Source organism: Methylophaga sp. UBA678 (assembly GCF_002299105.1).
Lineage (GTDB): Bacteria > Pseudomonadota > Gammaproteobacteria > Nitrosococcales > Methylophagaceae > Methylophaga > Methylophaga marina.
This window is the reverse complement of record NZ_DBNG01000009.1, coordinates 257,411-283,149: the sequence shown is the minus strand read 5'-3', so window position 1 is coordinate 283,149 and position 25,739 is coordinate 257,411. Positions and strand designations below refer to the sequence as shown.

Annotated in this window: 32 protein-coding genes; 3 read left to right on the top strand and 29 right to left on the bottom strand. The window is 42.3% G+C overall.

Features of this window, described 5'->3' with window-relative positions:
- Positions 1-32: 32 nt before the first annotated feature.
- From B3014_RS06000 to B3014_RS05980, 5 genes are all read right to left on the bottom strand, one after another.
- Positions 33-470 carry a GNAT family N-acetyltransferase gene (locus B3014_RS06000; RefSeq protein ID WP_289243573.1) on the bottom strand — a complete coding sequence of 146 codons (438 nt, stop codon included), beginning with the start codon at positions 468-470 and terminating at the stop codon, positions 33-35.
- Positions 471-488: 18 nt separating this feature from the next.
- Positions 489-929 carry an acetyltransferase gene (locus tag B3014_RS05995; RefSeq protein ID WP_289243574.1) on the bottom strand — a complete coding sequence of 147 codons (441 nt, stop codon included), beginning with the start codon at positions 927-929 and terminating at the stop codon, positions 489-491.
- A gap of 104 nt (positions 930-1,033) precedes the next feature.
- On the bottom strand, positions 1,034-3,421 hold the full coding sequence (locus tag B3014_RS05990; protein WP_289243575.1) for a TonB-dependent receptor: 2,388 nt from the start codon (positions 3,419-3,421) through the stop codon (positions 1,034-1,036).
- A gap of 76 nt (positions 3,422-3,497) precedes the next feature.
- Positions 3,498-4,496: a FecR family protein gene (locus B3014_RS05985; protein ID WP_289243576.1), complete on the bottom strand. Its 999-nt coding sequence runs from the start codon at positions 4,494-4,496 to the stop codon at positions 3,498-3,500.
- Positions 4,496-5,044 carry a sigma-70 family RNA polymerase sigma factor gene (locus B3014_RS05980; RefSeq protein ID WP_289243577.1) on the bottom strand — a complete coding sequence of 183 codons (549 nt, stop codon included), beginning with the start codon at positions 5,042-5,044 and terminating at the stop codon, positions 4,496-4,498. Before B3014_RS05980 ends, B3014_RS05985 begins: the two co-directional genes overlap by 1 nt.
- Positions 5,045-5,227: 183 nt before the next feature.
- Here B3014_RS05980 and B3014_RS05975 point away from each other — a divergent pair, with 183 nt between their 5' ends.
- Positions 5,228-5,578: a VOC family protein gene (locus B3014_RS05975; RefSeq protein ID WP_289243578.1), complete on the top strand. Its 351-nt coding sequence runs from the start codon at positions 5,228-5,230 to the stop codon at positions 5,576-5,578.
- A gap of 15 nt (positions 5,579-5,593) precedes the next feature.
- On the opposite strand, the gene B3014_RS05970 is transcribed toward B3014_RS05975, so the two are convergent.
- From B3014_RS05970 to B3014_RS05905, 14 genes are all read right to left on the bottom strand, one after another.
- The gene (locus B3014_RS05970) at positions 5,594-6,025 is read right to left on the bottom strand and encodes an MgtC/SapB family protein (RefSeq protein ID WP_289243579.1); all 432 of its coding nucleotides are present in this window, start codon (positions 6,023-6,025) and stop codon (positions 5,594-5,596) included.
- A gap of 49 nt (positions 6,026-6,074) precedes the next feature.
- Positions 6,075-6,599, bottom strand: coding sequence for a lipocalin family protein (locus tag B3014_RS05965; protein ID WP_289243580.1), 525 nt, complete (start codon positions 6,597-6,599; stop codon positions 6,075-6,077).
- 89 nt (positions 6,600-6,688) lie between these two features.
- The gene (locus B3014_RS05960; RefSeq protein ID WP_286305973.1) at positions 6,689-7,084 is read right to left on the bottom strand and encodes an MAPEG family protein; all 396 of its coding nucleotides are present in this window, start codon (positions 7,082-7,084) and stop codon (positions 6,689-6,691) included.
- A 12-nt stretch (positions 7,085-7,096) separates the two neighbouring features.
- Positions 7,097-8,101 (bottom strand): alpha/beta fold hydrolase, encoded by a 1,005-nt coding sequence (locus tag B3014_RS05955; protein ID WP_289286927.1) that lies wholly within the window; start codon positions 8,099-8,101, stop codon positions 7,097-7,099.
- 52 nt (positions 8,102-8,153) lie between these two features.
- Positions 8,154-8,621, bottom strand: coding sequence for a DM13 domain-containing protein (locus B3014_RS05950; protein ID WP_286305971.1), 468 nt, complete (start codon positions 8,619-8,621; stop codon positions 8,154-8,156).
- Between the two features lie 23 nt (positions 8,622-8,644).
- Positions 8,645-9,118 (bottom strand): DUF4124 domain-containing protein, encoded by a 474-nt coding sequence (locus tag B3014_RS05945; RefSeq protein ID WP_289243582.1) that lies wholly within the window; start codon positions 9,116-9,118, stop codon positions 8,645-8,647.
- A gap of 34 nt (positions 9,119-9,152) precedes the next feature.
- The gene (locus B3014_RS05940) at positions 9,153-10,157 is read right to left on the bottom strand and encodes a class 1 fructose-bisphosphatase (RefSeq protein WP_286305969.1); all 1,005 of its coding nucleotides are present in this window, start codon (positions 10,155-10,157) and stop codon (positions 9,153-9,155) included.
- Positions 10,158-10,247: 90 nt separating this feature from the next.
- Positions 10,248-11,063 carry a formylmethanofuran dehydrogenase subunit C gene (locus B3014_RS05935; RefSeq protein ID WP_289243583.1) on the bottom strand — a complete coding sequence of 272 codons (816 nt, stop codon included), beginning with the start codon at positions 11,061-11,063 and terminating at the stop codon, positions 10,248-10,250.
- The gene (gene fhcD, locus B3014_RS05930; protein WP_007144228.1) at positions 11,060-11,959 is read right to left on the bottom strand and encodes a formylmethanofuran--tetrahydromethanopterin N-formyltransferase; all 900 of its coding nucleotides are present in this window, start codon (positions 11,957-11,959) and stop codon (positions 11,060-11,062) included. The genes B3014_RS05935 and fhcD overlap by 4 nt, the downstream gene beginning before the upstream one ends.
- Positions 11,956-13,623 carry a formylmethanofuran dehydrogenase subunit A gene (locus B3014_RS05925; protein WP_286305967.1) on the bottom strand — a complete coding sequence of 556 codons (1,668 nt, stop codon included), beginning with the start codon at positions 13,621-13,623 and terminating at the stop codon, positions 11,956-11,958. The genes fhcD and B3014_RS05925 overlap by 4 nt, the downstream gene beginning before the upstream one ends.
- Before the next feature lie 13 nt (positions 13,624-13,636).
- Entirely contained in the window at positions 13,637-14,911 is a 1,275-nt protein-coding gene (locus B3014_RS05920; protein ID WP_289243584.1) for a formylmethanofuran dehydrogenase subunit B, read from the bottom strand.
- A 102-nt stretch (positions 14,912-15,013) separates the two neighbouring features.
- Positions 15,014-15,610: an SPOR domain-containing protein gene (locus tag B3014_RS05915; RefSeq protein ID WP_286305965.1), complete on the bottom strand. Its 597-nt coding sequence runs from the start codon at positions 15,608-15,610 to the stop codon at positions 15,014-15,016.
- 11 nt (positions 15,611-15,621) lie between these two features.
- A complete protein-coding gene (gene argS / locus B3014_RS05910; RefSeq protein ID WP_289243585.1) occupies positions 15,622-17,379 on the bottom strand; it encodes an arginine--tRNA ligase in 1,758 nt (585 codons plus the stop codon).
- Positions 17,380-17,484: 105 nt separating this feature from the next.
- Positions 17,485-19,668 (bottom strand): primosomal protein N', encoded by a 2,184-nt coding sequence (locus B3014_RS05905; protein WP_289243586.1) that lies wholly within the window; start codon positions 19,666-19,668, stop codon positions 17,485-17,487.
- A gap of 284 nt (positions 19,669-19,952) precedes the next feature.
- On the opposite strand from B3014_RS05905, the gene folA reads away from it, so the two are divergent.
- Positions 19,953-20,450, top strand: a complete 498-nt coding sequence (gene folA, locus B3014_RS05900; protein WP_289243587.1) for a type 3 dihydrofolate reductase — start codon at positions 19,953-19,955, stop codon at positions 20,448-20,450.
- Here the strand turns inward: folA and B3014_RS05895 are convergent.
- On the bottom strand, positions 20,428-20,670 hold the full coding sequence (locus B3014_RS05895) for a TIGR02647 family protein (protein WP_289243588.1): 243 nt from the start codon (positions 20,668-20,670) through the stop codon (positions 20,428-20,430). The genes folA and B3014_RS05895 overlap by 23 nt on opposite strands.
- A gap of 168 nt (positions 20,671-20,838) precedes the next feature.
- Here B3014_RS05895 and B3014_RS05890 point away from each other — a divergent pair, with 168 nt between their 5' ends.
- Positions 20,839-21,183, top strand: a complete 345-nt coding sequence (locus B3014_RS05890; RefSeq protein ID WP_286305959.1) for a pentapeptide repeat-containing protein — start codon at positions 20,839-20,841, stop codon at positions 21,181-21,183.
- Here the strand turns inward: B3014_RS05890 and tatC are convergent.
- From tatC to hisH, 9 genes are read right to left on the bottom strand one after another with little or no spacing between them, the layout of a single operon-like run.
- A complete protein-coding gene (tatC, locus tag B3014_RS05885; RefSeq protein ID WP_289243589.1) occupies positions 21,180-21,911 on the bottom strand; it encodes a twin-arginine translocase subunit TatC in 732 nt (243 codons plus the stop codon). The genes B3014_RS05890 and tatC overlap by 4 nt on opposite strands.
- Positions 21,904-22,206 carry a Sec-independent protein translocase protein TatB gene (tatB, locus tag B3014_RS05880; protein ID WP_286305957.1) on the bottom strand — a complete coding sequence of 101 codons (303 nt, stop codon included), beginning with the start codon at positions 22,204-22,206 and terminating at the stop codon, positions 21,904-21,906. Before tatB ends, tatC begins: the two co-directional genes overlap by 8 nt.
- Before the next feature lie 20 nt (positions 22,207-22,226).
- Positions 22,227-22,469, bottom strand: a complete 243-nt coding sequence (gene tatA, locus B3014_RS05875) for a twin-arginine translocase TatA/TatE family subunit (RefSeq protein ID WP_286305956.1) — start codon at positions 22,467-22,469, stop codon at positions 22,227-22,229.
- 11 nt (positions 22,470-22,480) lie between these two features.
- The gene (locus tag B3014_RS05870; RefSeq protein WP_289243590.1) at positions 22,481-22,819 is read right to left on the bottom strand and encodes a histidine triad nucleotide-binding protein; all 339 of its coding nucleotides are present in this window, start codon (positions 22,817-22,819) and stop codon (positions 22,481-22,483) included.
- On the bottom strand, positions 22,816-23,136 hold the full coding sequence (locus tag B3014_RS05865; RefSeq protein WP_286305954.1) for a phosphoribosyl-ATP diphosphatase: 321 nt from the start codon (positions 23,134-23,136) through the stop codon (positions 22,816-22,818). The genes B3014_RS05870 and B3014_RS05865 overlap by 4 nt, the downstream gene beginning before the upstream one ends.
- Entirely contained in the window at positions 23,133-23,516 is a 384-nt protein-coding gene (gene hisI, locus B3014_RS05860) for a phosphoribosyl-AMP cyclohydrolase (protein ID WP_289243591.1), read from the bottom strand. Before hisI ends, B3014_RS05865 begins: the two co-directional genes overlap by 4 nt.
- Positions 23,517-24,290: an imidazole glycerol phosphate synthase subunit HisF gene (gene hisF / locus B3014_RS05855; protein WP_289243592.1), complete on the bottom strand. Its 774-nt coding sequence runs from the start codon at positions 24,288-24,290 to the stop codon at positions 23,517-23,519. It abuts the gene before it with no gap.
- Between the two features lie 8 nt (positions 24,291-24,298).
- Positions 24,299-25,048, bottom strand: coding sequence for a 1-(5-phosphoribosyl)-5-[(5-phosphoribosylamino)methylideneamino]imidazole-4-carboxamide isomerase (hisA, locus tag B3014_RS05850; protein ID WP_286305952.1), 750 nt, complete (start codon positions 25,046-25,048; stop codon positions 24,299-24,301).
- A 26-nt stretch (positions 25,049-25,074) separates the two neighbouring features.
- Positions 25,075-25,716, bottom strand: coding sequence for an imidazole glycerol phosphate synthase subunit HisH (gene hisH, locus B3014_RS05845; RefSeq protein WP_286305951.1), 642 nt, complete (start codon positions 25,714-25,716; stop codon positions 25,075-25,077).
- Between the last annotated feature and the right edge of the window lie 23 nt (positions 25,717-25,739).

Genomic DNA, 25,739 nt, shown 5'->3' with positions numbered 1-25,739 from the left:
TTAGAACTAAAAAGCGAATAACAATGTGTTTATTACAAGACTTTAGTCACTAAAAAGTGTGGGCCGATTTCTGGAATAATAAACTCTTTGGAAGCCTGCTTATAACCTGAGTTTGTATAGAAACCCATTGCTGTGCTTCTGGCATTAGCCCAGATTAGCTCTGCATCTTGCGATTCTGCATAGTCTTCTGCAGCACTCAATAGTGCTTTTCCAAGCCCTTTACCTCGATAATTTGTCGCTGTCGCCATCGCCCTTATTTGATAGGTGTTAGTCTGCTTAAGCAAAGGATTATCCTTCAAATAAACTGATACAACTCCTACGATAGTGCCTTTTTCATCCACAGCACCAAAATGTCTGGTAGTGACAGCCTTATCACCCTCAAACACACATTGAGCAAGCGGTTTACCAGAACGCAGAACTTCACTTCTTAAGCTTAATGTTTCATCGGCAGTGATTGTTTTAATCTTCATTTTTCAATATAAGCAGCGTTAACGTTCTGCTAGTTGCATATGCAGCAATGGATAAGGTTTACCCTGACCATCAACAGCTGAACGTCCAACCACGGCAAAACCAATGTGCTCATAAAAGCCTAATGCCTGTCTGTTTTGTTCATTCACATCGACCTTATTTGCACCGAGGTCATTTATTGCGTGAGTAGCAAGTCTTACCCCAACTCTCTGTCCTCTTGCTTCTGGTGAAACGAACAACATTTCAATATTGTCATCACTCACACCACAAAATCCGACTATTTCACCATCATCACGTTTAGCAATATTTAACTCAACCACATCAAAATAGTTTTCCAATATCAATGGTTTCAATGCCTGAAGATCCTGCTCAGCCAGAAAGTCATGAGTTGCTCTAACAGAGCTTTCCCATATTTCAATCAATTTTTGATAGTCTGTTTTTGTTGCTTTTTCAATCCGCATTATTATTTCAATCAAAAATTTTCAGAGCAGCATTCTGCAGTGTAAAACCTATGACATCAACATAGAGAAAACCTCCCTTGTCATAACAACAAGAGAGGCATGTCTTAAAAGTCGATGGTAGTGGAGACTGTGAATGTACGTGGCGCACCATAAGCCATACCACTCCAGGTATCGACACCAGACCAGTAATCACGGTCAAAGACATTATGAATACCGGCACGAATCGTGACATCTTTACCGGCCACCAACAGACCATAACGTGCGCCTAAATCGAGCCGGGTCCAGCTGGGTATCTTCTGAGTATTGGTCTGATTCACGTATTGTTCGCCGGTGTATATCAGATTTGCCGTCCAGATTAACTCAGGCACCATTGGCATATCCCATTCGGCACTGATATTCGCCTGCCGCTCAGCTACACCGACAGGTGTATTACCTTTGGTTGCAGGATTATTAGTTTTATTTAATTCCGCATCCAGCAACATGAAACCACCTAATACACGGATATCCGACGTTAATTGACCGAAGACATTCATTTCAATACCTCGGTTACGTTGTTCACCCGAAACAGACGAGATATTGTTCACTGTTTGATAACTGGGCTTTTCAATCTGAAACAGGCTGACTGTCGATGTAAACTCACCAAAATCAACTTTAGCCCCTACTTCGTATTGCTTGGTTTTGTAAGGCTCAAACACTTCTCCAGCATTAGCTGAACTGTCCGGGGCAATATCGCCTTTGCTCAAGCCCTCACTGCGGTTGGCATAAAGCGATACATTTTCCCAGGGTTTAAATACTATGCCGACCATCGGTGTTAAGGCACTTTCATTGTAATGAGTGGTGACGGCACCTGTGCTGGCATTAAAGCTGTCTGATTCCACCTGCTGCCTTCTGACGCCCAATGTCAGTTGCACTCTGTCATCCAGAATAGACAAAGTATCTGCTAAGGCAATCCCCCGCAGCCGACTCTCACTGACTCTGGGCGCATGCTGCGGATTAGCAACTATAATCTCAGCCTGATCGGTCGGTGAATACAGATTATTTAAATAGGAAGAACTGGCATTGATCGTCGCTTTTTCGAGCTGATCGCGATACTCGGTTAATTGCAGCGTCATATTGTGATTAATCATACCCGTGTCAAACCAGCCTCTCAGGCCGGTACTGACGGTATATCTATCCACATTAAAATCCGCATTACTTGGTGTAACGGTCACATCACCAGATGCACTCGTAATGCTAGGGTAGCCAAATAATCTGGATACACGGGTTCTGCCTCCACCGATATCAGCAAAGAAGGTTAATTGGTCATGGATATCATATTCGGCTTTGACCAGTAATGATTTGTCATCCACCTTCGACCATTCCCAGTCCTGAGTAATATTATGTTCACCATCCGGGGCCGATGGGACATCCACACCACTGGCTAACCAGAGATGGCGCAATGGGGCATCGAGATCTTCTTTTTGATGAATTAGATCGGCTGTCACTCTCAGTTTTTCGCCTTGATAATCCAGAGCTAAGGCCCATGACTCGACCTCGCGTGATTGGTTTTCACGTTCGGTATCACCATCACTGACAGTACCGTTAAATCTGACCCCAAATTGCTCGTCATCACCAAAACGTCGACTCAGATCAAGATGGCCTTTTAACTGACTATCAGAAGCGTAAGATGCGGTAAGTCGTGTTAAGTCTTCATCCAGAGCACGTTTGGGCACGATATTGATACTGCCGCCAACACTACTGTTTGGTGAGATGCCATAGATCATAGACGCTGGGCCTTTTATAACCTCGACTCTGTCGACATAATCAGCCAACACCCGGTAATTAGAAGCCACACCATACACACCATCAAAGGCGATATCGCCTAAATTACCTTCATTCATAGTAAACCCACGAATACGGAAAGAATCCAGCATGCCACCACTCACATGTGCTGTTCTAATTGAAGGATCTGTCGCCACTACATCGGCTAATGTCTCTGCTTGTATATCGTCAATATAATCACTGGTGAAGTTAGTCATATTAAACGGAGTATCCATCACATCGCGATTACCTAAGATACCGACACGACCTTGTTTGGCTACCTGACCACCGGCGTACTTTTCCGTTTGTAATGACTTTCTTACTACTTTTGCATTGATATCAATGGCATTTAATACCACTTCATCATTTGCTACAGCTTTAATCACAAAGCCTGTCCCGGTATTTTCTGCTTTAAGGTTATGACCGCTTAATAATGTAGCTAACGCATTCTCTGGCGTGTATAAACCTTTAATTGCTTTTGCTGATTTATTTTTTACCAGATCGGTATTCACCACGATGGATATATCTGCCTGACTGGCAAGTTGAGTGAGACTGATTGATAAAAAACCTGCAGCAATGTCAATTGGCTTTTTGCCACTCTCTACTGCCGAAGCAATGGAAAGCCAGCTTAATAAAAACACCATCAGGCTATAGCGAAACCGTGCTGGTGAAAGAAAACGATTGATAAACATGAGACTCCCTTATTTCATTTGTCTTATTAACGTTGACGAATGAGATAAGGAAATCACCACCAAGAACATCATTTTATTATTTTGATGTCGTAGTAATCGTTGTCCACCACGGAGTGAGTGTGCTGACTTTTATTGGGAATGAATCTGCTAATAAGGCTAATGCCTCAAGCGGCTTATCTAGAGGCAGTACCGCTGAGACATGATAATTATCTAACGGTTGATCATCAAAGTAGATATACCCTTTATGAAAACGACTCAGAATCGCAAGCACATCCCCTAACGGCATACCATCCACCATTAACTGGTGTTTGTCCCACATCAAGCTGGCATCGCTGACACTAAAGTCAGTAACCTTCCCCAGATGTTCTTCATAAACACGAATCTGCTGGCCTGGGTGAAGAGGTTTAACATCACACCCTTGTCGCTGACAGGTCGCCGCTACACTAGATTCGATCACTTTCAGTAAACTGTAATCGTCCCGCTTATCCACACTAAACTCTGTACCCAGAGCGGTGAGACGACCGTGCTCTGTTCTCACCACAAACGGTCGCTGCGGATTTTTACTGACCTTGACTCGTATTTCCCCTTTCAACAGATGAATGGTTCGTTGAGTGTTATTAAAATCGACATTAATAGCACTATCACTACTCAGTGTAATAATTGAATTATCTGCCAGGGTGAAGGATTGCCATTGTCCCACATCTGTTTTTTTATCAGCCATCATCAGTGTAATGCTATTTGGCAACCAAGTAAGTATTGGCAGAAAAACGACCATTAGCAGCACAAATGTTTTTGCCAGGGTTTGCCAGGAATGTTGATGATGTCTGTCATTGACCGAGACAGATAATGCCGCCTTCGATGCTGACCGGGGGAATTGCTGAATACTGCCCAACATGGCGTTTAACTTATCCACCGCATCGGCATGGCGCGGATCCCGGTTTTTCCAGTCAAAGAAGGCTTGTTTTTGTGTTGCTGACGGTGGGTTTTCTTCATCAGACATTAACACAAGCCACTCTGCAGCTTGAGTAGAGATATTTTCCGAATCTGTCCTTTCAACTGATGAATTCGTGGACATTAATACGACTCTGTTTCAAACACCTGCTGACAGGCGACTAAACTTTGAATCAAATACTTCTGCACCATGCTTGTGGATACACCCAGTTTTTTGGCAATAGCAGACTGGGTTAAACCATCAATATGCCGAAGAATAAAAGCTTGTCTGACATGTATAGGTAACTTATCTAACGCCTGAGAAATATTATCCAATGCATTGATCGCCACATAAACATCTTCTGCTGATGGTATTGGTTCAGCATCATCCAAGCTAACTTTTAACTCTTCTAAATACGCTTGTTCCAATAAAGAGCGGCGCCGTTTATCAATTAATAAGCGTTTGGCAATGGTCAGCAACCAAGGACGAGGTTCTTCGATTTGAGTTAAATCTCTTTGCTTACTGATAACATTAACAAAGGTGTCCTGTGTGAGATCTTTGGCATTTTGTGAACAGCCTAATTTTTTACATAACCATCCAGTCAACCAATAGTGATGATTTTCATACAACGAGGTGATGAAACTGCTTTCATCACTCAGCTGATTAAAAGCAATCTGTTTATTACTCGACATGTTCAGCGGTGAAACCGTAAAAGATATTAATGATAACTATTATCATTTAAACACATATCGTATGCAAACTTTTGTTTTTATTAGAAAGCAAATTTATTACATTTGCATACAACTGTATTATTCCATCTATAAAACAGATTTACAGTTAATGTCTCAACTTAAGCGATACTGCCGGAGAAAAGAATGAAACAAACGGGAAAAATTAACTACCTTGAAATCCCCTCTCAGGATTTAGACAAAACCAAAGCTTTTTTTAGTAATGTGTTCGGGTGGAAATTTGTCGATTATGGTCCAGATTATATGGCCATCGAAGACGCGGGTATTGATGGTGGATTTTATAGAACGCCACTTTCATCGACTCAAGATGCTGGTAGCGTGTTGATTGTGCTTTATAGCGAAACGTTAGAGGCTACCCTTGAACACGTAAAAGCGGCTGGTGGAGAAATTGTTAAAGACATTTTTTCATTCCCCGGTGGACGCCGTTTTCATTTTACAGATCCAAATGGTAATGAATATGCAGTCTGGTCGGAATAAACTCACACTCACTTTTTATGATTCATGGCGTCGTTTCAGGTAACTACCAAATTGAAAGATCAGAAAACCTATCAGCGACAGAACAATAGCAATTTCATACCTACGGTAAGCGACTGAAAGTCCTATTGCACCTGTTAACCATATTCCAGCCGCATTGGCTGTTCCCATCGCTCTACCAGACTCTTTAACAATAGCACCACCACCGATGAATCCCATACCGGTAATCACGCCATACATCACTCGTGCTTCCGCATCACTTCCTTGATAGACATCCATTGCGACTAGCATAAAGGCACAACAAGCAATAGACACTAAAGGATAGGTTCTTAAACCGGCCCCTCCGGTATCGACATATTCTCTATTCATTGCGATAGGTAGAGCTAGGATAAAAGCAATACCGATTTGATATAAATTAAACCAAACCTGATCAAAGTTAATTTCGGGCATGATGCTATCTCATTGAGTTGTAAGTCCTACCATGCCATTAGCGAGTACTTTAATTCAACGTTTTTTGTTCAACAAACAAGAGTTCTTCGGTATCAAATCCAGCTGCTTTTGCTTTATTAATAAAGTGTTGTTTTACCTCATCAGACACTGTAGGTGTTCGTGAGAGTAACCATAAATAATCATGATTCGGACCCGAAACAAAGGCATAACGATAATCATCATCTAGTTCAAAGATGACATAACTTCCATAGAATGGACCAAAAAATGAAACTTTCAGATGACCTTTATGAGGACCATCAACAAAGTAGGCTTTACCTTCTGCTTGTTTCCACTCTTTTTCTTCTGCTGAGTAACCACGGTTAATCACTTTGACACCACCATCTCCTTTTAGAGAATATTGTGCCGTGACGTTACTTAACCCCCGCTCAAAGCCATGATCTAATCTGGCTATTTCATACCAATTTCCGAGATAGCGATTTAGAACAAAATTATCTACAGCTGTCACGCCTTTTGGTGTGCCAGTACAAGCCACAGCGCTGATAACTAAAAAAAACAGCATCCCGAATAGACGCATATCTCTCTCCTTTGATTATTATTATGGATGAGGCAATATCAGTAGGACACAAACAGGCGCTATTGTTTCCCTTAAGACACTATAAAAAACTAAAATGCCAGTAAGGCTTTGACTCCAATGTATACAGCACTAAAAAAGCCAATCAAAAATACTAACGAACGATATGTATCCATATCGAGAATGTAGAACAACGGATGGAACAGTCGGCTTAACAAAAACAAACCCGCCGGGTAACTAAAATCTGCCAGGTTCAGGCCTGAGGCATAGGCCAACAAGCTCATAGCAGAAAATAAAATCAATGACTCCCAAGCATTATGTTGAGCGGCGAGTACCCGCGCCCCCAACCCGGTCATATGTGCTTGTTGTGCACGTGGGTAATGGTTATCAAATTTGCCAAACTGTTTATATCGACAATAGCCACCTAACATGGCCAATAACATTGGTAGAATCGCTACAATAAATAACACCCATAATAGAACTGGCATAAATCACTCGCTTTATTTAGAAAACACATTGTTTAATGCATTCATCAATGACTGTTGAAAACGTTCAGGATCTTGAATTTGAGGAGAATGCCCCAAGTCATCGAATAACACTAAATGTGATCCTGGAATCGCTTTTGCTGTTTTTCTCGCTAACACTGGGTAATTACCCAGTCGTTTTTTCACCTCATCAGAGACGAAAGCTTTACCAATCGCGGTATTGTCTTTTTCGCCAATAAATAACCAGGTCGGCACCGAAAGCTGATCAAATTCATGCACTACAGGTTGCGTTAGAATCATGTCGTAGTGAATAGCCGACAACCAGGCTGAATCTTCCTTATCTGCTTTGTATGGCATCATCAACATATCGATCCAGTGTTGATAATCATCACGCCACTGACCTGCATAATAGGTGTTTTGCTGATAGTTTCTGGCTTTTTTAGCGGTCAGACCTAACTGGTTTTTATACCAGTCTTTAATCGACACATAAGGCACACCTTTCGCTAACCAATCTTCGAGCCCAATGGGGTTTACTAGAAATAAAGCATCAACATTATCCGGATACAATAGGGCATAACGTGTGGCTAGCATTCCACCCATTGAATGTCCGACCACCACTGCTTTATCAATTTTTAACTGGTTTAACAGGCTTCTGCTATTGGTTGCCAGTTGATGAAAGCTGTACTGATAATCAATAGGCTTGGATGATTTGCAAAAGCCTATCTGGTCGATTGCCACAACACGATATCCGGCAGCTGACAGCGCGCGGATAGTCTCCCCCCATGTGGCTGCACAGAAGTTTTTACCATGTAACAGAACGACGGTTTTCCCGTTCGCTTCAGTAGTCGGTTTTACATCCATATATGCCATTTCAAGCTGCTTTTTCTGGCTGGAAAGAGACATAAACTGGACTGGATAAGGATAGTCAAAATTCTCTAATCTGAAACCGGATTTATTCTTTGCTGATGCGGCGCTGCAGATGAGCAACAAAACGACAAAAAAACTCAGGACGCGGAACATATATGTCATCACTACCTTATTACCTTTTTAAACTTAGTTTGTCTTAACATCATTAATGATATTTGGCGGCTGTAATGAAAATATTAAATGATTCACACCAAATCACTACAGCCTGATAATCAGTCGGACTAATACCCTCAGGCATATCCAGCATAAAACCATTAAAGGTTCTGACATCACCTACTTTTATCATCTTATCTTTATTGGCTAGAAACGCTTGTTTCGTTTCAACAAACAGAGGAGATAAATACAACTTGTAATCTGGACCAGGTGTAATCTGTCCATCAAAGGCGATCTTGTCAGCACTGATGTAGACCGTGCCGCTACCATAATGCAGCACATCACTCCCCTCAAGATCACGTTCAAAGTCGCCGGTGAATAGTGCTGAGGTGGCCACTTGACCAATCTCAACCATCGAAGGTTTATCTGGCTGCGTGAGAATAGGTAATGCATAAATGCCCAAGGCAAACCCCATTACCAGCATGACACTATGAGTGAGTAACAGTAATACTTTCTTCATCGCACTCCCCTCTCATATGACTATCATCGTTGAGCAGATAGCGTTTGTATATGGTTTTTATTGTTTTCTATTTCCTGCTGTAAGTGTTTTATTTCTTGTAAATGCTGTTGCAGCACTACTCGCATATTTTCTAATACTGTGGGATCACGTGTGGCAACCATGCCATTACCCACATCATAAGTCTGCTGCTGCAAGGCCTCATATTTCGCCTTATTTTCTACCGCCAAGTCATCAATTTGGCGTTGTAGCGCTATATTCTTTTTCTTGAGCGTTAAAATTTCTTTAATTCGCGCATCTTCTTTGTAAGCGGCCGTGCGTTGCTTTTGTTGATCAATATCGTCTTTAGAAGGCTGATGAAGTTTTATGTCAACCTTTTCAGACTGTGACAGGCAAGGTTTATCCTGAAAATGCACCTGGCCTTTTTCAGCACATTTATAAATATCTGCCTGAGCAACCATGCTGATGCCCAGAATTAGTAACAATAAAACACGTAACATCCTTAACCTCCAAAATCCTTTTGGGATGGACAACTCAAAGATGATAAGACTCCAGTCTTTCTACCTCATGTTTTGAGCCCAGAATAACGGGTACACGCTGATGAATAGATTCGGGTTGTAGAGACAGAATACGTTCTCTACCCGTACTACTAGCCCCTCCTGCTTGCTCAATGATAAAACTCATCGGGTTGGCTTCATACAGCAGTCGTAACTTCCCACCTTGCTGTGCGATACGACTATCGAGTGGATACATAAAAATCCCTCCACGTGTCAAAATGCGATAGACCTCGGCGACCATGGAAGCATTCCAGCGCATATTGAAATTCTTCTCACGCACACCATCTACACCTTGAATACATTCATCAATATAGCGCTTAACGGGTGGTTCCCAATAACGCTGGTTCGACATATTAATTGCAAACTCAGACGTGTCCTCTGGGATCTGCATATCCGGATGAGTCAAAATAAACTCACCCACTTCTCTATCCAAGGTAAAGCCATTTACACCAAAACCAGTGGTAAGAATGAGCATAGTGCTGGGACCATACACACAAAAACCGGCGCAGACTTGCTCTTTGCCTTTTTGTAAAAAATGTTCGTGACTGGGATTTTCAATGCCTTCAGGACAGCGTAATACGGAAAAGATGGTACCTACGCTCAGATTGATATCGATATTGCTCGATCCATCTAATGGGTCAAAACAAAGTAAGTACTTACCTTTTGGGTAATCATCAGAAATAGTGATAATGTCATCGATTTCTTCTGACACCATCGCCGCCAGATGACCGGTCCAGTTTAAGTGCTCCACCATGACATCATTGGTCAGAATATCGAGTTTTTTCTGATGCTCGCCCTGCACATTATTGCTGTTAGCGTAGCCTTCCAGACCTAAAATACTACTTCGATTGACCAGGTTTGCGATTTTTTTACAGGCACTAATGACATCATTCAACAGTCCTGTTAAATCACCTGTCGCTGATGGGTGAGCACGTTGCGTTTCAACAATGAATTGATTAACTGATTGTCCGATATCAGACATAAAGACATCCCCGTCATTAACACATTAAAGCTATCATCATTTCTAACACGGAGAGAAAAGAAACCCGGCTAGAAGCCGGGTTTTTCTGGTTTAAATCTTAATTAAAATCTCACCCATGCCTATGCCGGAAACATCGCCAGCATAGCGTTGAACACGTGAAAAAGGTTCAATCTCGGCAAACTTGGTATTAAACTTTTTAAATGACGCAAACATCAGCGGCAAAAACGCTAATGTATGTGAACCACAATCATTAAAGTTAGCAGATATACCTTGTTTCGGTGCTGAGGTCAGTAATAAGGTGCCACGTTTCATCGCGTAACCAAAATGTTTACCCACGTTACCTAATACGGCAATCGTCCCTGACACCATTCTTGAGCCGCAGTAATCACCGGCATCACCTTCAATAAAGATATAACCGCGACGCATGTGATCACCTGTTCTTGCACCCGTATTACCAGTGACAATCACAGTACCACCCGTCATACCATTCTTATAACCAATACGGGCACCACCCAGGAAATCACCGGCATTACCATTAACCTTAATGGTACCGCCTTTCATTTCACAGGCAGTGTAAATGCCGGTATTACCATTAACGGTGATATCGCCAGTTTCCATAAACTGTCCAAGATAAGCGCCTGCATTTCCATCCACAGTTATCTTACCGGTGGTCATTGCATGACCGATATGATCCAGTTTATCTGAGGCTTTAGCGAAATGAATGTTCGCAACATCATCACCCTGAAGATCAAAAATCTCATCCGTACGTACAGCTTGGTTACCAACCACTAGGGTGGTTGCTGCAATTTCCGCCGTTGTTTTATCAGCCAATTTGTCGGCTGTTAATGGTGAACAATCCACCCGCTGTGCAGGTGATGTTTTTAACGTGAATGTTAATGCACTCATGCCATGATCTCCTGTAAGTGGAAGTGGTATGGACCTAATTTACCGCCATAGTTACCCGCGCTGATACGACGAATACCATTTTCAGCACCTAAATCACAGACCGCCTGTATACCCACACGCATTGCTTTATCAATATCTTCTTTGGTCAAACCGTCAATTACAATTTCCATGACCGATTCAACTTCTGGTGATAAATCACTCTTAGTCTGACCTTTTAAGGTCGGACAGAAAGCATCATTGGTAGACGCATTCAGCGCTTTAAACTTGGAGCCCACTTTAGAACCTGACCTTACAACCCCGCCCGGGAAAGGCATGATGACGTTTGGAATTTTTCTCATTTCTTCAATCGCCGCTTCACACGCCGCTAATGCTTGCGCTTGTGATTCAGCTAAGACCAGGAAGTTACCACCGCCGACAGAGTCATGAACACCGGTCTTTTCCTGTGTTAAAAACTCACCATCCATGACAGGAATACGCCAGTAACGTTTACCATCAATCATTTTCGAAATCTGGAAACCGTCACCGAAATAACGCAAGTTCTGACCTAGAGCGATTTCTTTTTCGCTGTTATCCAGTCCAGAAAACAAGGCTGATGTAGGTGACGTTAAAATACATTGGCCAGCACGCGTTTCTACTTGTTTCGCCAGACCTTTACCACCCATTGCAAAGATAAGTACTGAGACACCTGGACGACCATCCGGTGTTTCACTCGGATCCAGTTCGCGCTCAATACCTGCTTCACAACCACAGGCGATAACAGAAGTCGCAAAACCGGTGAATGCTTGTGCTGAAATCATGGCCCATTTGGCATTTAATGCTGTAATAATCAGCCGTGTGCCTTTCATTGGAAAAGCTTCAGCAAACGTCTCATCTATTGTGACGCCGTTGATAATCATAACTTGCCTCCCTTTTTCAACGGCTGTACGGTCAAGCTGCCACGGCCATCATCAACAATTTCGTCATCACTGATTTTAAAGTTACCCATCGTCATCGTGTGATATTTATCGAAGTATTCTTTTAAAGGTTTTTCAATACCTTTGTCATACTCAGGTTTGACCACATGAGTCGTTCCCCAAGTGACTTTCACCAGCTCGCCGTTTTTCACAACAATATTGCCATCTTTAAACACATAATCAGGTGAGGTGAACATTTTTTCACGATCAGCATGATCGGTATACACCGTAATATCTGCAGCAGCACCGACACCTAAATGACCACGGTCAGCCAGTCCAACCAGTTTTGCTGCACCAGCACGCGTCATGATAGCAATATCATAAAGACTGTATTCACGATCCAATGAGGCTAGATGTGTGGCATTTTGTGCTTCTGGATGCAGCGTAGACAGCATATCGTTACGGAAAGACTTATCCATCAATAACTTAATTAAATGTGGGTAGCTGGTAAACGGTGCGCCATTGGGGTGATCTGTGGTCAGGAAGATACGCCATGGATCATCCACCATCAGGAAGGTTTCCAGACCGATCATCCATTGCAAGGCATTTACAAAGCTTTGATCTTTGTATTTGAATGGGACAACACCACAACCACCATCACATTCGATATCCATACACACCCATTTATTAGGATGGGCATGTTTGCTGCCATCAAACTGACGCATATTATCGCCAGAGGCGGTCACTGTCTGACCAAACAGAATCTGACCAACGTCAACGGTGATATTTTTGTTTCTATTGATAGATTCAGCGATCTCAGCTGCACCTGATGAGAATTTAAAGTCACCTTCAGTGCCATAACTATGGAACTGAATATGGGTTAAATGCATCGGCAAGCCTTCAATACCTTGAATCGTATCGAGTGTCGTATCTTTGTTACCTGGTACACCTAGATTACAACCATGAACATGTAAAGGATGTGGCACACCCAGTTCAGTCACCGCACGAGATAAACGCTGCAAAATCTCACGTGGAGAAACGTTATAAAAACTGTTTTTCTCATCCAGATCCAACTTACGTTGGTTAAATTTAAATGCATTAATACCACCGGGATTAACCACTTTCAAACCAATAGCCTGACTGTGTGTTAATGTCCAGGCCACATAGTTATTAATGGCTTCCTGATCTTCATTGGCCGCCATCATGCGTAATAGGAAGTCATCGCTTCCCAACATGGCATAACCACCTTTATCGATAATCGGTGTGTCATGCATTTCCATATGTGCCTGACGCGCATTAACTGGCATCACCGCAGGTTCAAATCCGGCTGTGTAGCCCATTTCAGCGTAACGATAACCTGTTGTTAGCGTACTTGGTGCAGCATGACCGCTACCGCTTCGCATGAGTTCTGTACGTTCAATTAACGATTCGGCATGATCTTCCGGTAGCATAGTACGGGCAATATTGACTTTACCGCCACCAATGTGGGTGTGCATGTCGATCGCGCCAGACATAACGACTTTGCCACGGACATCAATTTCTTCGTCGACTTTTCCATCCGCTGGTGCGTCTACTATGCGACCATCGCGGATATAAATATCTCTCACTACATCATTTTGCCCATGTTCTGGGTCAAAAATGCGTCCACCTGTTAATTTTGTCAGCATATTTTTTCTCCGTTTACAGGGCTTTCTCAACAGCCGCTAATACCTCATGTGTGCTGGGTAAACCACTGTCACGTAATTTTGTAAGTGGAAGTGATACTGAGCTATCACAACGGAATGTTCGTCCTACATGGTCGATACCGGGAACCCCCACCGGGATAAAGACTTCCGGTTCACTCTCAAACGTCATTCCAGAGCGGCCTAAAACAACTGTTGCTGCGTCAGTTTTTGGTGGCGTTAACTTCGTGTTGAAACTGGAAATCCAAAGCAGACAGTCCACTTCTCCCTCATCCAGCATACGTTGCCCACGGTTCAGGAAGGGATCGTAATCAGGCATATTTCTGCTGAAGCTGGTTCGCATCGGATAGCCGGCTTGCCAGGATGACACGGCATTCACTGTGGTATCACCATCTTTACCACCCAACATTAATCCATTACAGCGCGTGGTTTCATTGACCTCTTTGATCATTTCACACAGGTTTTGAATGCTTGCTTCAGCATGCTCCATACTCATTTCAGAGCCAGACCAAGTAAGTACAGAGTATTTTGCAGTATTAATTTTTTCTGCCAGCTCAGCAAGTTCGGAAGTGGCTATCCCCCCCACAGATTCTGACTGAATTGTTTTGCCTTTGACTAAGGCCCTTAATACAGAAATGACTTCTGGCAAATCATCAATATCACACGGTAATACACTGGCTTTTCTACCTGCAGGAGAGGTGGAAGCGTCACCAGAAGGTGATTTACCGAGATAAATAACTTCCCTTGACTCAATATCCTGACCAAACATACTTTCTTGTGGCCAGATCATGCGCTCATAAAACCGAGGAAAGCCTTTTTCGATATCACTACCGACAACAATCAACAAATCAACACGATTTCTGACCTCAGTCAGTGTGGTTGTCATGTAACCAGTGTCTTGTAGTACCAGAATATTTTTGAAAGCGTTATCAGAATAAAAACTATCAACCGTAGCTCGCGTCATATCGGCGAGTGACATTGCCGCCCTGGCACCATTTAAATCAGTCGCCATTCCACCTATTAGAGGTTGTTTGCTTGATTTCAGCAAACCTGCAATGTGATTGACTGCTTGTTCAAATGAAACATCCTGACCTTTTATCCGTGGTGAAAGATCAGTTATCGGTGTCTCAAAACCAGGTTTGGTGACCGCATCGCCATTCTCTTTCACCGTGATGGTATTACCCTTGACTTCGATGACCAAATCATCAGAAGCAATACCACAAAAAGGACTGACTACATCTTCAAAGATGTGAGTTTCTGTATTGTCCGTCATGTCGGTGTCCTCAATTACTCAAATTACAAAACTGAAATCAGTAGCGCTTGATAATAAACAGCCTGGACCATGACAGTCACGAATTTATTCAACTTTCTATTATCAATTGTGTTTGGCCCGTAACAGTAGCGAGTCGATATTATTTTCACGTAATTGCTTTTGCAAAGCATCTGCCTTGCTGCGACCAGCAATAGGACCCACCTGAACTCGATGCCAGGTTTCTTTATTGTCTATAGTAACGCTCTGAACTTTAGACTCAATACCTAATAAGGCTAACTTCGCGCGAAAACCGTCCGCATCCGCAGCCCGCTTGAAGGAACCAACTTGTATCATATAGCTGACATCAGTTTCAGCTGACGTTTCCGCTTCTGTACTATTTGTGGCCTCAGCCGCATCTGAATCATCAGAAGGCGAAGTGACGATCGGTTGTGACCCTTTATTTTTCTTATCCACCATCACTTCCATCTCAGGGAGTAAGGTATAAAAATCAAATGTGGGTTCCACCCCTTCCTTCTTTTCAGGCTTTTTCTGCTGTTTAGACTCCGTTGTTTTTACACTACCAGACTTATCGGCTGGAACATTATCTTTAAGATGCAGTAAAAACATCACAAAAGCACCAACAGCAAAGCTCAACAACATCGGACCCCATGGTAGGGAACGGGATGATGGCTCGTTACGTGTATTTCTTTTTGCCGCCAAAGCTCAACCTCTTACATCGACTCAGGCGCTGAAACACCCATCACAGATAAGGCATTATTAATGACTTGTCTGACTGCTGAGACCAGTAATAAACGTGCCTGACTTAACTCCACATCATCCACAATAAATTGATGTGCGTTGTAATAAGCATGGAAATCTCTAGCCAAATCAGTTAGATAGTGAGCCAACAAATGAGGGGTATGATTTAATGCTGCTGTTTCCAGAATTTCTGAATAACGTGACAGCATCGTCATTAATGTCTCTTCCTGAGGTTCTGTCAGTTTGTTCAGGTACTGTTTTGCACTATCTGGATTCCAGTCTTGTCCGCGCTCAGCCAGCTGTCTGAAAACACTACACACACGAGCATGAGCATACTGTACGTAATACACGGGGTTATCATTGCTTTGAGATTTTGCGAGCTCCAGATCAAAATCCATATGCTGATCAGCGCCACGCATCACATAAAAGAAACGCGCTGCGTCTTTACCCACTTCGTTACGTAATTCACGCAACGTTACAAACTCACCGCTTCGGGTAGACATACCTACTTTTTCAGTTCCCCGGTATAAAACCGCAAACTGCACTAGTAAGACATTTAATTTGTCTGCATCAAGTTGCATTGACTCGACAGCCGCTTTAACGCGTGGGATGTACCCATGGTGATCAGCACCCCAGATATCAATAATGCGATCAAAACCACGTTGGTATTTGTTGAGGTGGTAAGCAATATCAGAAGCAAAATAGGTAGCTTGGCCATTGTCACGCACAACAACACGATCTTTTTCATCACCAAATGCCGTGGATTTAAACCACCATGCCCCTTTGTCCTGGTACAAGTGACCAGCAGCTTTGAGCACTTCAACCGCTTTGTCTACATCGCCTGACTCAACGAGGGAACGTTCGGAAAACCATTCGTCATACTCTGTACCAAACTCAGCTAAGTCATCACGAATGTCATTCAGGATGGCATTGAGACCTTTATCAAAAATAATCCGATAATTGGCTTCGCCTAATAAGCTTTTCGCTTTATTGGTCAATGCATCAATATGCATTTCTTTGTCGCCACCATCAGGCTCATCCGCAGGGATATCTTCAAAAACCTGACTGGCCGAAAGTAAAAACTGGTTACCGAACTCAGTTTTTAACTCACCTGCAATATTTCTTACATATTCGCCTTGGTAACCATTACTCGGGAAAGTAAACACTTCACCAGATTCATCCAAATAACGCAGCCAGACACTGGTAGCCAGTATATCCATTTGTCTGCCGGCATCATTCACATAATATTCGCGGTGAACGTCAAAACCGACCGCGGATAGCAGGCTACTCACAACAGAGCCATAAGCAGCACCACGACCATGCCCGACATGCAAAGGTCCAGTTGGATTCGCGGAAACGTACTCTACCTGTACCTTCTTACCCTGCCCAACTTGGCTTAAACCAAACTTTTCACCTTGCTCAAGTACATCTGTGATGACTTTCTGATTCGCTTCAGCAGAAAGGAAAAAATTGATAAATCCAGGGCCGGCAATCTCAATTTTGGAAACAAACTCTGTCGCGGGCAATGCTTCAACGATTTCGGTGGCAATTTGACGAGGATTCATTTTGGCTGGTTTGGCCAGCATCATCGCGATATTGGCGGCAAAATCACCATGAGATTTATCTTTAGTTCGCTCTATCTGTATCTCAGGTAGCTCAATGTCTAAAGCGTGTTTTTGAATAAACGTAGATAAAGCCTGACCGAGCAGGTTTTTCAGTTGATTTTTCAACGTTAATGAACCTTGAATGCAATTTGAATAGTGTCGCGCATTTTACCCGATCATCCACTCGGTTTACATCCTTGATTGTCTCAAGTTTGACTGCTGTATGACTGTTTAAAGAATATCGACCGGATCGATATCAATAGACCACCTTACCTTTCGCGCCAGTTTATGTCTTGAAATCACACTGATATGTTGATCTAACAATTGGTGTAAGGGTTTACGTTGTGCACTACTTAGTAATAATTGTGCTCTGAATCGTCCTCCCTTTTTTTCCATAATGGCAGGGACAGGACCTAAAATGAGGACATCCTCAGCGAGTTGTTGATGACACTGTGCGCTGAATGCTTCTAAAAAAGCGGTGGCTTCTTCTCTATCAGCAGACTCAGCTCGAATGACCGCCCAGTTTGACGCTGGAGGTAATGCCATTTCTATTCGTTCTTGTAATAGACTTTCTGCCGTTTTTTTGTATCCGTTGGTGATCAAGGTTTTCCAGAAATTATGTGCGGGCTGTTCAGTCTGAATAATAACTTCACCAGACTTTTCTCCTCTTCCAGCCCTTCCTGTGACTTGAGTAATCATTTGTGCCAGATTTTCTGTGGCTCTGAAGTCTGCACTATATAGGCCTTGATCCGTATCAAGCACCCCCACTAAAGTCACATCATGGAAGTCATGACCTTTTGCCAGCATTTGCGTGCCCACTAAAATTCGTGCTTCTCCCTGTTTGATATCAGCGACTAAGTCAGAAAAAGCATTCACTCTTTGTGTGGTATCCCGATCTACCCTAATCACTGGCGTTTTGGGAAAAAGTTGTTGTAAATGCTGCTCTATTTTTTCTGTACCAGCTCCATAACTTTTAAGAGAGCTGGATTCACATTCAGGACATTCATCAACTAAACGCTGAATATAGCCACAGTGATGACAAAACAGAATATGACGATGTTGATGAACCACCATTCTTGCATCACAGTGTTTACATTTTGCTTGCCAGCCACAGTCGTGACACATCAAAACGGGAGCATAACCACGCCGATTAATAAACAAAATGACTTGATTGCCCGCATCAAGATGTTTTTTTATTGCCTTAAGTAGGATGTCACTAAAACCGTGATCAGGATTAGCCTGACTACAATCAACTAAACGTACTTTGGGTAATTGAGCACTTCCTGCACGTTGTGTTAATTCCAGAAGTTCAAAGCGTTGTTTTTTTACTTGATACAAACTTTCCAGAGAAGGCGTCGCACTTCCCATGACGATAGGAATATCGTACTTCTGAGCTCTAATCAACGCGACATTTCTGGCGTGATAGCGCAAACCATCTTGTTGCTTGTAAGAACTGTCATGTTCTTCGTCAATAATGATAAGGCCAGGTTGGCTTAAAGGAGTAAAAACGGCAGAGCGTGTACCAATAATGACATGAGCTAATCCTGCTTTTGCTAATAGCCAGGCTTGTTTTCTCTCTTTATCAGACACGGATGAGTTTAAGATGACAATGGTTGTATTCAATCTTTTCTTGAATCGATCAACAAATTGACTCGTCAGACCAATTTCTGGGATAAGTATTAATACTTGCTGATTGTCCTTTAACACCCTTTCAGTGAGTTCAATATAGACTTCCGTCTTACCACTTCCTGTTATTCCTTCTAGCAAAAACGGTTGAAATTGGTCCTTTTTTTTCCAAACGTTTTCTACAATGTTTTGTTGTTGATCATTAAGTTCTAAATCAAAATGAAGTTCATTCTGTGCTATCGGTAACTTTGCTTTCTGTTGTTGCGATATAAAACCTGCTGTTTCAAGCGATTTTAGAGAAGTATTAATATTTCCAAGGTAATGCTTTAGCTGGGATTGACTGATGCCGTCAGGATAATCATTAAGTAAATCTAAGCACTGCTGTTGTTTCGACCCTATTTTTTTCTCTACGGTTTTGTTAGTTCTGCTCCACCAATTTTCTGTCTCGATTTCTGCAGGTTTGCCTGTTCTTAAGAGTTTAGGTAAAGCCGTTTGGAAACATTCTCCTAAAGGATGATGATAATAACGGCTTACCCATAACAATGTTTGCATTAACTCTTTTGGAATGAGGGGCTCATTGTCTAATTTTTCTTCAATGGGTTTTAACTTGGCAATTTCTGTTTGTTCAGTGACTTCGCTAATTTTCATAACGATGCCAGTACATAGTCGGTTCGCAAAGTTTATTTTTACTCGTGCTCCTATCTTCCATTCTGTGATGGGTAAGTCAGAGGTGTAATCAAACAATTGTCTGAGAGGACACGGTACGCTAATGTGAAGTATGCAAGTCATTAATTAAACATAAAGAAAGAAAGATATTTTTAGTGATGTTAATGATTTATGCCTGTGGATTGTTGGATAGTTCTTATTACAACATATAAATCAATATTTTATCTGTGTTAGGACATGTTAATAACTACAAAGCTGCGCAGTCTAAATCTTGTGGATAAAAAGACGAGTTATCCACAGGAAAAGTTATCCACAGCTTGTGATCGATCTTATAGGGAGCTTATACAGCAGTTATCATGGATAAAATTTAGTCTTAATTGGGCAATAAAAAGGTCTTCGGAGAGTCAATGAAAATAGCAATGATTGTGGCAATGGATGAGCAAGGTGTGATTGGTAAAGATAATGATTTACCTTGGAAAATATCAGCGGATTTACAGTTTTTTAAACGAACAACAATGGGCAAACCCATCATTATGGGTAGAAATACACATGAATCTATCGGTAGACCTTTGCCAGGCAGGCGAAATATTGTCGTGACGACCCAACAGGGCTACATCGCACAAGGCTGTGAAGTCGTCCACTCTGTGGAGCAAGCTCTTGAAGAGTGTAAGGATGTGGATGAAGTGATGATAATGGGAGGTGCATCGTTATATAAACAATGCTTCCCACTATGCGACAAACTCTATATTACTCAAGTCCATACCACGATTGATGGTGGAGATACCCGGTTTCCAGAATGGGATCGTTCCGACTGGACTTTACTGAGTTCAGAAGACCATCAAGCCGATGAAAAAAATCAATATGACTATAGTTTCAGACTTTTTAAACGGATTCAGAACGCATAATTTGTAAAGCGTGCTGTAAGTGTTCAGCCGCTTCATAACCGAGATCGGTCAGATAACCACCATCATGTTGACTGATAAGTCCTTTTTTATATAGGTTCTCAGTGGCATCAATCATTTCCTGTCTGGCGTTATGATGGACTTTAATACCCGCCTGAGTGCTATCCAGAGGGAACTGAAGTAAGACTTCGATTTCTTCTATTAGGTATTTGTTGATTGTCATTGTCTGAGCCCTTTGTTGTATTTATGGATTTAACATAGCATAAAGGGTGATACTGATTTAGCTATTTGTGAAATACATCCGAATATTTTCTGTTGTATATAAATATGATGAACTTATTTAATATTTAGCCGCTAAACAATAATAACGTTAATAAGGGAGAAAATAACGATGGCTGCTCCAATCATTACAGATAATCCGCTATATCAATTGCTTCGAGACGGTAAGGTACAGGAGTTTAATCAGAGAGTCGCTGCTGGTGAGCAAGTCGATTTAAGAGGCTGTGATTTTAGACACTTGACACTGGTCGGACTACTTGCGAAAGGCTTAGATTTTTCAAATAGTTATTTTCGCCAGGCTGACTTAAGGGGTATCGATTTTACTGAGTGTGTCAGCATGGAAGGCGCCAGTATTCATGGTGCAAAGATTTCTGGTGTGTATTTTCCTAAACAGATAGAAGCAGAAGAAGTGTTGCTGTCTTTACAACATGGCACGCGGATGCGATACAAGAACTAAAGTTGCTGCTGTTTTTTAGGTAAAAAACGGGCACTGAATAACCCCATTTCAAATAATAACCAAATAGGCACAGCGAGTAAGGTTTGAGAAATGACATCTGGCGGCGTGAGTAACATACCTACCACAAAAGCCCCTACGATGATGTAAGGCCTCTTTTGCTTTAATGACTCCACTGTGGTTGCTTGTGTCCATATGAGCAACACAGTGGCAATAGGGACTTCAAATGCCAAGCCAAAAGCAAAGAACAGTTTTAAAACAAAATCCAGATAACTGCTGATATCTGTCATCACCGCCACCCCTTCAGGCGCGGCTTGAGTCAAAAAGGCAAATATCAGTGGGAAGACGGCGTAATAGGCAAAAACAATACCTAAGAAAAATAGAATCGTGCTGGCAAATAATAATGGGAACACCAGCTTTTTCTCATGTGCATATAAACCCGGCGCGACAAAAGCCCATAATTGGTATAACAATACTGGTACAGCCAGCAGTATGGCCGTGCTCAACGTGAGTTTAAACGGCGTTAAGAATGGTGAGGCGACTTCTGTCGCTATCATGGTACTGGTTTCTGGTAGCTGCTCGAGTAAAGGTTCAGACAAAAAGTGATAAAGGTTATTGGAAAAAGGCAGTAAACATAAAGCAATAACTAAAACGACTAGCACGCCCTTTAGTAAACGATCTCTTAGCTCAACCAGATGGGATATCAAAGGTTGTTGATCGTGATTATCCATCTTTTTTATCGGTCTCTTCTTTTTGAGCGGTTTTTTTATTCTCTTGCAGACTTTCGTCAATATGAATCGTTTGATTCATATCAGACATGGTTTGATTAGTTTTATTAAGCGCATCTTTTAACTCCTGCGCTCGAAGCTCTCTGGAAATATCTGTTTTTATGGCATGTAATGAGGCTTGAGCCCTGCCTATCCAAAGGCCAGTCACTCTGACCAGTTTTGGCAGTCTTTCAGGACCGACGACAATCAATGCCACCAGAGCAATGACTAAGATTTCCCAGAATCCGATATCAAACATGGCGAATGTGCCGATTTAGACTAGTGAGAAGTTTTATCTTTATTATCACTTTTCTGTGAAATGTCATCATGTGCATCATGATGTTGGATAGCGTCATTTTTTTCTTTATCGATATCATCTTTGCCATCTTGCACAGAATCTTTGAAGCTCTTGATTGCACTACCTAAATCACCACCAAGCGAACGCAGTTTTTTTGTGCCAAATAATAAAATAACAATCGCTAAAACGATAAGTAATTGCCAAATGCTAATACCACCTAACATGGGGTTATCTCCTAATTGAATCCAGGCATTTTACTACCGCCAAGGATATGAATGTGCAGGTGATCGACTTCCTGGCCACCACCAGGTCCGGTGTTAATAATCGTACGGAACCCATTTTTAAGGCCTTGTGATTCAGCTATTTTGGGTAAGCTGAGCATCATATGGGCAAGGAGCGAAGCGTGCTCTTGATTTGCGTGATCCAGTCTGGCGATATGTTGTTTCGGAATCACTAACACATGTACAGATGCCTTTGGATCGATGTCAGTAAAGGCATAGATTAGTTCATCTTCATAAATGCGGTTTGAAGGTATTTCGCCTATGACGATTTTACAGAATATACAATCGTTCATGATTTGCTCCGGTTAGCCTTTTCTTCCAGACCAGACAAGCCAAAGCGTCTGGCAAGTTCATCAAGAACAGCTTGAGAATCGATATCATTATGCGCCAGTAAGACAAGGCTATGAAACCATAAATCAGCAGTTTCATAGATAATTTCGTCTTTCACACCACCTTTGCCTGCGATGACTGTCTCAACGGCTTCTTCACCCAGCTTTTTCAGAATTTTATCTGTGCCTGCAGCATAGAGGCTGGCAACGTATGAGCTATCAGCATCAGCTGTTTTGCGTTCGGTAAGTACTTGACTAAGTTGTTTAATTATATCGCTCATGAATAAATGTCTTTGGGGTCTTTTAAAACTGGCTCAATTGCTTGCCATTTATCTGACTGTAATTCATTAAAGAAGCAGTGATGCCGTCCAGTGTGGCAGGCAATGCCCCCTTTTTGAATCACTTCCAACAAAATAGCATCGTTATCACAGTCCATTCGTATTGATTTAACGATCTGTTGGTGCCCTGATTGTTCACCTTTATGCCATAACTTTTGTCGTGAACGTGACCAATAAATGGCATGTCCTTGTTCAACTGTCAGCGCTAATGCGTCTCTATTCATCCAGGCTAAAGTAAGTACTTGCTTGCTTTCAAACTCTTGCGTAATGACAGGAACTAAACCATCACTATTCCACTTCACTTGATCCAGCCAAGTTGTCATTTACAACCTCACCTCAATACCCTGTGCAGCCATTTGTTGTTTGGCTTCTTCAACAGTGTGTTCACCAAAGTGGAAGATACTTGCAGCCAGAACGGCATCCGCATGACCCAATTTAATGCCATCCGTTAAGTCTTGAAGTTTGCCAACACCACCTGAAGCAATCACTGGTACGTTAACAGCATCACTGACTGCTCGAGTAAGCGCTAAGTCAAAACCTGACTTTGTGCCATCTTTATCCATGCTGGTCAATAAAATCTCACCCGCACCATACTCGACCATTTTTTTAGCCCACTCTACGGCATCAATACCTGTAGGTTTTCGTCCACCATGGGTAAAAATTTCCCATTTATCAGTTTCGTTTTCAGCAGAGACTTTTTTTGCATCAATAGCAACGACAATACATTGTGAGCCAAACTTTTCTGCCGCCTCACGAACAAACTCTGGATTGTTAACAGCTGCTGAGTTGATGCCAACTTTATCGGCTCCGGCATTCAGCATGCGACGAATATCTTCTACCGTTCTGATTCCACCGCCGACGGTTAATGGAATAAAGACCTGACTGGCTACCGCTTCAACCACATGAACCATAGTGTCACGTTCAGCATGAGTAGCTGTAATATCAAGGAAGGTAATTTCATCAGCACCTTGTTGATCATAGCGTTTAGCGACTTCAATCGGATCGCCAGCATCCCTTATATCAACAAACTGGACACCTTTAACAACACGCCCACCATCAACATCAAGGCAAGGAATAATGCGTTTTGCAAGAGACATGGTTATATTTAAAACTCCAGAGGCGGATTTAATTTATCAGCCATCTCCTGACCTTTTTTCAAATCAATACTGCCTTCATATATAGAACGGCCGAGGATGGCACCCATCACACCTTCATCTTCACAGGCACATAACGATTCAATATCTTCATATGAACTGACACCGCCTGAAGCAATCACTGGGATTTGAATGGCTCGAGCTAAGTCACGCGTTGATTCGAGGTTGAAACCTTGCATCATGCCATCCCGGCTGATGTCAGTATAAATAATGGCTTCAACGCCATCTTGTTCGAATTGTTGAGCGATGTCGATAACGTCATGATTAGACAATTTTGACCAGCCATCAATGGCTACTTTACCGTCTTTTGCATCCAGGCCGACAATGATATGCCCTGGAAACTCAGCACAGACATCACCCACAAAATGCGGTGCATTAATCGCTTTTGTTCCAAGAATGACATAGCGAACACCAGCATGAAGATAGGTTTCAATGGTTTCCTCGTCACGAATACCACCTCCAACTTGGACATCCAAGTCAGGAAATGTTTTGCAAACTTCGTGGATGACGTCAGCGTTGACCGGATTACCTGCAAAAGCACCGTCAAGATCGACCATATGAAGTCTTTTCGCCCCTGCTTCTACCCATTTCCGAGCAACTGCAACAGGATCCTCTGAAAATACCGTGTTATCTTCCATTCGCCCCTGACGCAAGCGCACGCAGTGACCTTGTTTGAGATCAATGGCAGGGATTAACAACATATTCTTACTCCGTTTGTTGATGTCTGTTAGGACTGACCGTCCCAGTTTACAAAATTTTCTAATAACTGCAGTCCAGCACGTTGGCTTTTTTCTGGATGGAATTGCGCAGCGAAAATATTATCTTTGTACAATGCTGCAGCAAAATCATCTGGATAAGCTGAAGTACCTGCAATGACTGCTTTATCTGTGGGTTCAGCATAAAAACTGTGAACGAAATAAAAACGACTATTTTGCTCTATGTTTTTCCATAAAGGATGTGAACAGGTTTGATGAACTTGGTTCCAGCCCATATGCGGCACTTTTAATTTTTCGCCGTTAATTAAAGCATCAGGTCGAAATAATTTAACGCTACCTGAAAAAAGGTTCAGCGTGTCCACACCACTATTTTCTTCACTATGCGACAGCAATGCTTGCATACCCAAGCAGATACCTAGAAAAGGCTTTTCTTGTGTTGCTTGCAAAATAACATCTTCTAATTCCAGCTGTTTGAGTTCCGCCATACAATCACGAATTGCGCCGACACCCGGAAATAAAACATGACTGGCAGAAAGAATGGTTTTTGGGTCAGATGTGACAACAACAGAGGCATTATTAGAAACTGCTTCCAGTGCTTTTGATACTGAGCGTAAATTACCCATGCCGTAGTCAATCACTGCTATGTGATGCATGTTAAACCTGTTTATTTACTTAG

Bases quoted from the DNA above. Each gene is read 5' to 3' on its own strand.
- B3014_RS06000 (WP_289243573.1), bottom strand. From the start codon at position 470: ATGAAGATTAAAACAATCACTGCCGATGAAACATTAAGCTTAAGAAGT.
- B3014_RS05995 (WP_289243574.1), bottom strand. From the start codon at position 929: ATGCGGATTGAAAAAGCAACAAAAACAGACTATCAAAAATTGATTGAA.
- B3014_RS05990 (WP_289243575.1), bottom strand. From the start codon at position 3,421: ATGTTTATCAATCGTTTTCTTTCACCAGCACGGTTTCGCTATAGCCTG.
- B3014_RS05985 (WP_289243576.1), bottom strand. From the start codon at position 4,496: ATGTCCACGAATTCATCAGTTGAAAGGACAGATTCGGAAAATATCTCT.
- B3014_RS05980 (WP_289243577.1), bottom strand. From the start codon at position 5,044: ATGTCGAGTAATAAACAGATTGCTTTTAATCAGCTGAGTGATGAAAGC.
- B3014_RS05975 (WP_289243578.1), top strand. From the start codon at position 5,228: ATGAAACAAACGGGAAAAATTAACTACCTTGAAATCCCCTCTCAGGAT.
- B3014_RS05970 (WP_289243579.1), bottom strand. From the start codon at position 6,025: ATGCCCGAAATTAACTTTGATCAGGTTTGGTTTAATTTATATCAAATC.
- B3014_RS05965 (WP_289243580.1), bottom strand. From the start codon at position 6,599: ATGCGTCTATTCGGGATGCTGTTTTTTTTAGTTATCAGCGCTGTGGCT.
- B3014_RS05960 (WP_286305973.1), bottom strand. From the start codon at position 7,084: ATGCCAGTTCTATTATGGGTGTTATTTATTGTAGCGATTCTACCAATG.
- B3014_RS05955 (WP_289286927.1), bottom strand. From the start codon at position 8,101: ATGTTCCGCGTCCTGAGTTTTTTTGTCGTTTTGTTGCTCATCTGCAGC.
- B3014_RS05950 (WP_286305971.1), bottom strand. From the start codon at position 8,621: ATGAAGAAAGTATTACTGTTACTCACTCATAGTGTCATGCTGGTAATG.
- B3014_RS05945 (WP_289243582.1), bottom strand. From the start codon at position 9,118: ATGTTACGTGTTTTATTGTTACTAATTCTGGGCATCAGCATGGTTGCT.
- B3014_RS05940 (WP_286305969.1), bottom strand. From the start codon at position 10,157: ATGTCTGATATCGGACAATCAGTTAATCAATTCATTGTTGAAACGCAA.
- B3014_RS05935 (WP_289243583.1), bottom strand. From the start codon at position 11,063: ATGAGTGCATTAACATTCACGTTAAAAACATCACCTGCACAGCGGGTG.
- fhcD (WP_007144228.1), bottom strand. From the start codon at position 11,959: ATGATTATCAACGGCGTCACAATAGATGAGACGTTTGCTGAAGCTTTT.
- B3014_RS05925 (WP_286305967.1), bottom strand. From the start codon at position 13,623: ATGCTGACAAAATTAACAGGTGGACGCATTTTTGACCCAGAACATGGG.
- B3014_RS05920 (WP_289243584.1), bottom strand. From the start codon at position 14,911: ATGACGGACAATACAGAAACTCACATCTTTGAAGATGTAGTCAGTCCT.
- B3014_RS05905 (WP_289243586.1), bottom strand. From the start codon at position 19,668: ATGACTTGCATACTTCACATTAGCGTACCGTGTCCTCTCAGACAATTG.
- folA (WP_289243587.1), top strand. From the start codon at position 19,953: ATGAAAATAGCAATGATTGTGGCAATGGATGAGCAAGGTGTGATTGGT.
- B3014_RS05895 (WP_289243588.1), bottom strand. From the start codon at position 20,670: ATGACAATCAACAAATACCTAATAGAAGAAATCGAAGTCTTACTTCAG.
- B3014_RS05890 (WP_286305959.1), top strand. From the start codon at position 20,839: ATGGCTGCTCCAATCATTACAGATAATCCGCTATATCAATTGCTTCGA.
- tatC (WP_289243589.1), bottom strand. From the start codon at position 21,911: ATGGATAATCACGATCAACAACCTTTGATATCCCATCTGGTTGAGCTA.
- tatB (WP_286305957.1), bottom strand. From the start codon at position 22,206: ATGTTTGATATCGGATTCTGGGAAATCTTAGTCATTGCTCTGGTGGCA.
- tatA (WP_286305956.1), bottom strand. From the start codon at position 22,469: ATGTTAGGTGGTATTAGCATTTGGCAATTACTTATCGTTTTAGCGATT.
- B3014_RS05870 (WP_289243590.1), bottom strand. From the start codon at position 22,819: ATGAACGATTGTATATTCTGTAAAATCGTCATAGGCGAAATACCTTCA.
- B3014_RS05865 (WP_286305954.1), bottom strand. From the start codon at position 23,136: ATGAGCGATATAATTAAACAACTTAGTCAAGTACTTACCGAACGCAAA.
- hisI (WP_289243591.1), bottom strand. From the start codon at position 23,516: ATGACAACTTGGCTGGATCAAGTGAAGTGGAATAGTGATGGTTTAGTT.
- hisF (WP_289243592.1), bottom strand. From the start codon at position 24,290: ATGTCTCTTGCAAAACGCATTATTCCTTGCCTTGATGTTGATGGTGGG.
- hisA (WP_286305952.1), bottom strand. From the start codon at position 25,048: ATGTTGTTAATCCCTGCCATTGATCTCAAACAAGGTCACTGCGTGCGC.
- hisH (WP_286305951.1), bottom strand. From the start codon at position 25,716: ATGCATCACATAGCAGTGATTGACTACGGCATGGGTAATTTACGCTCA.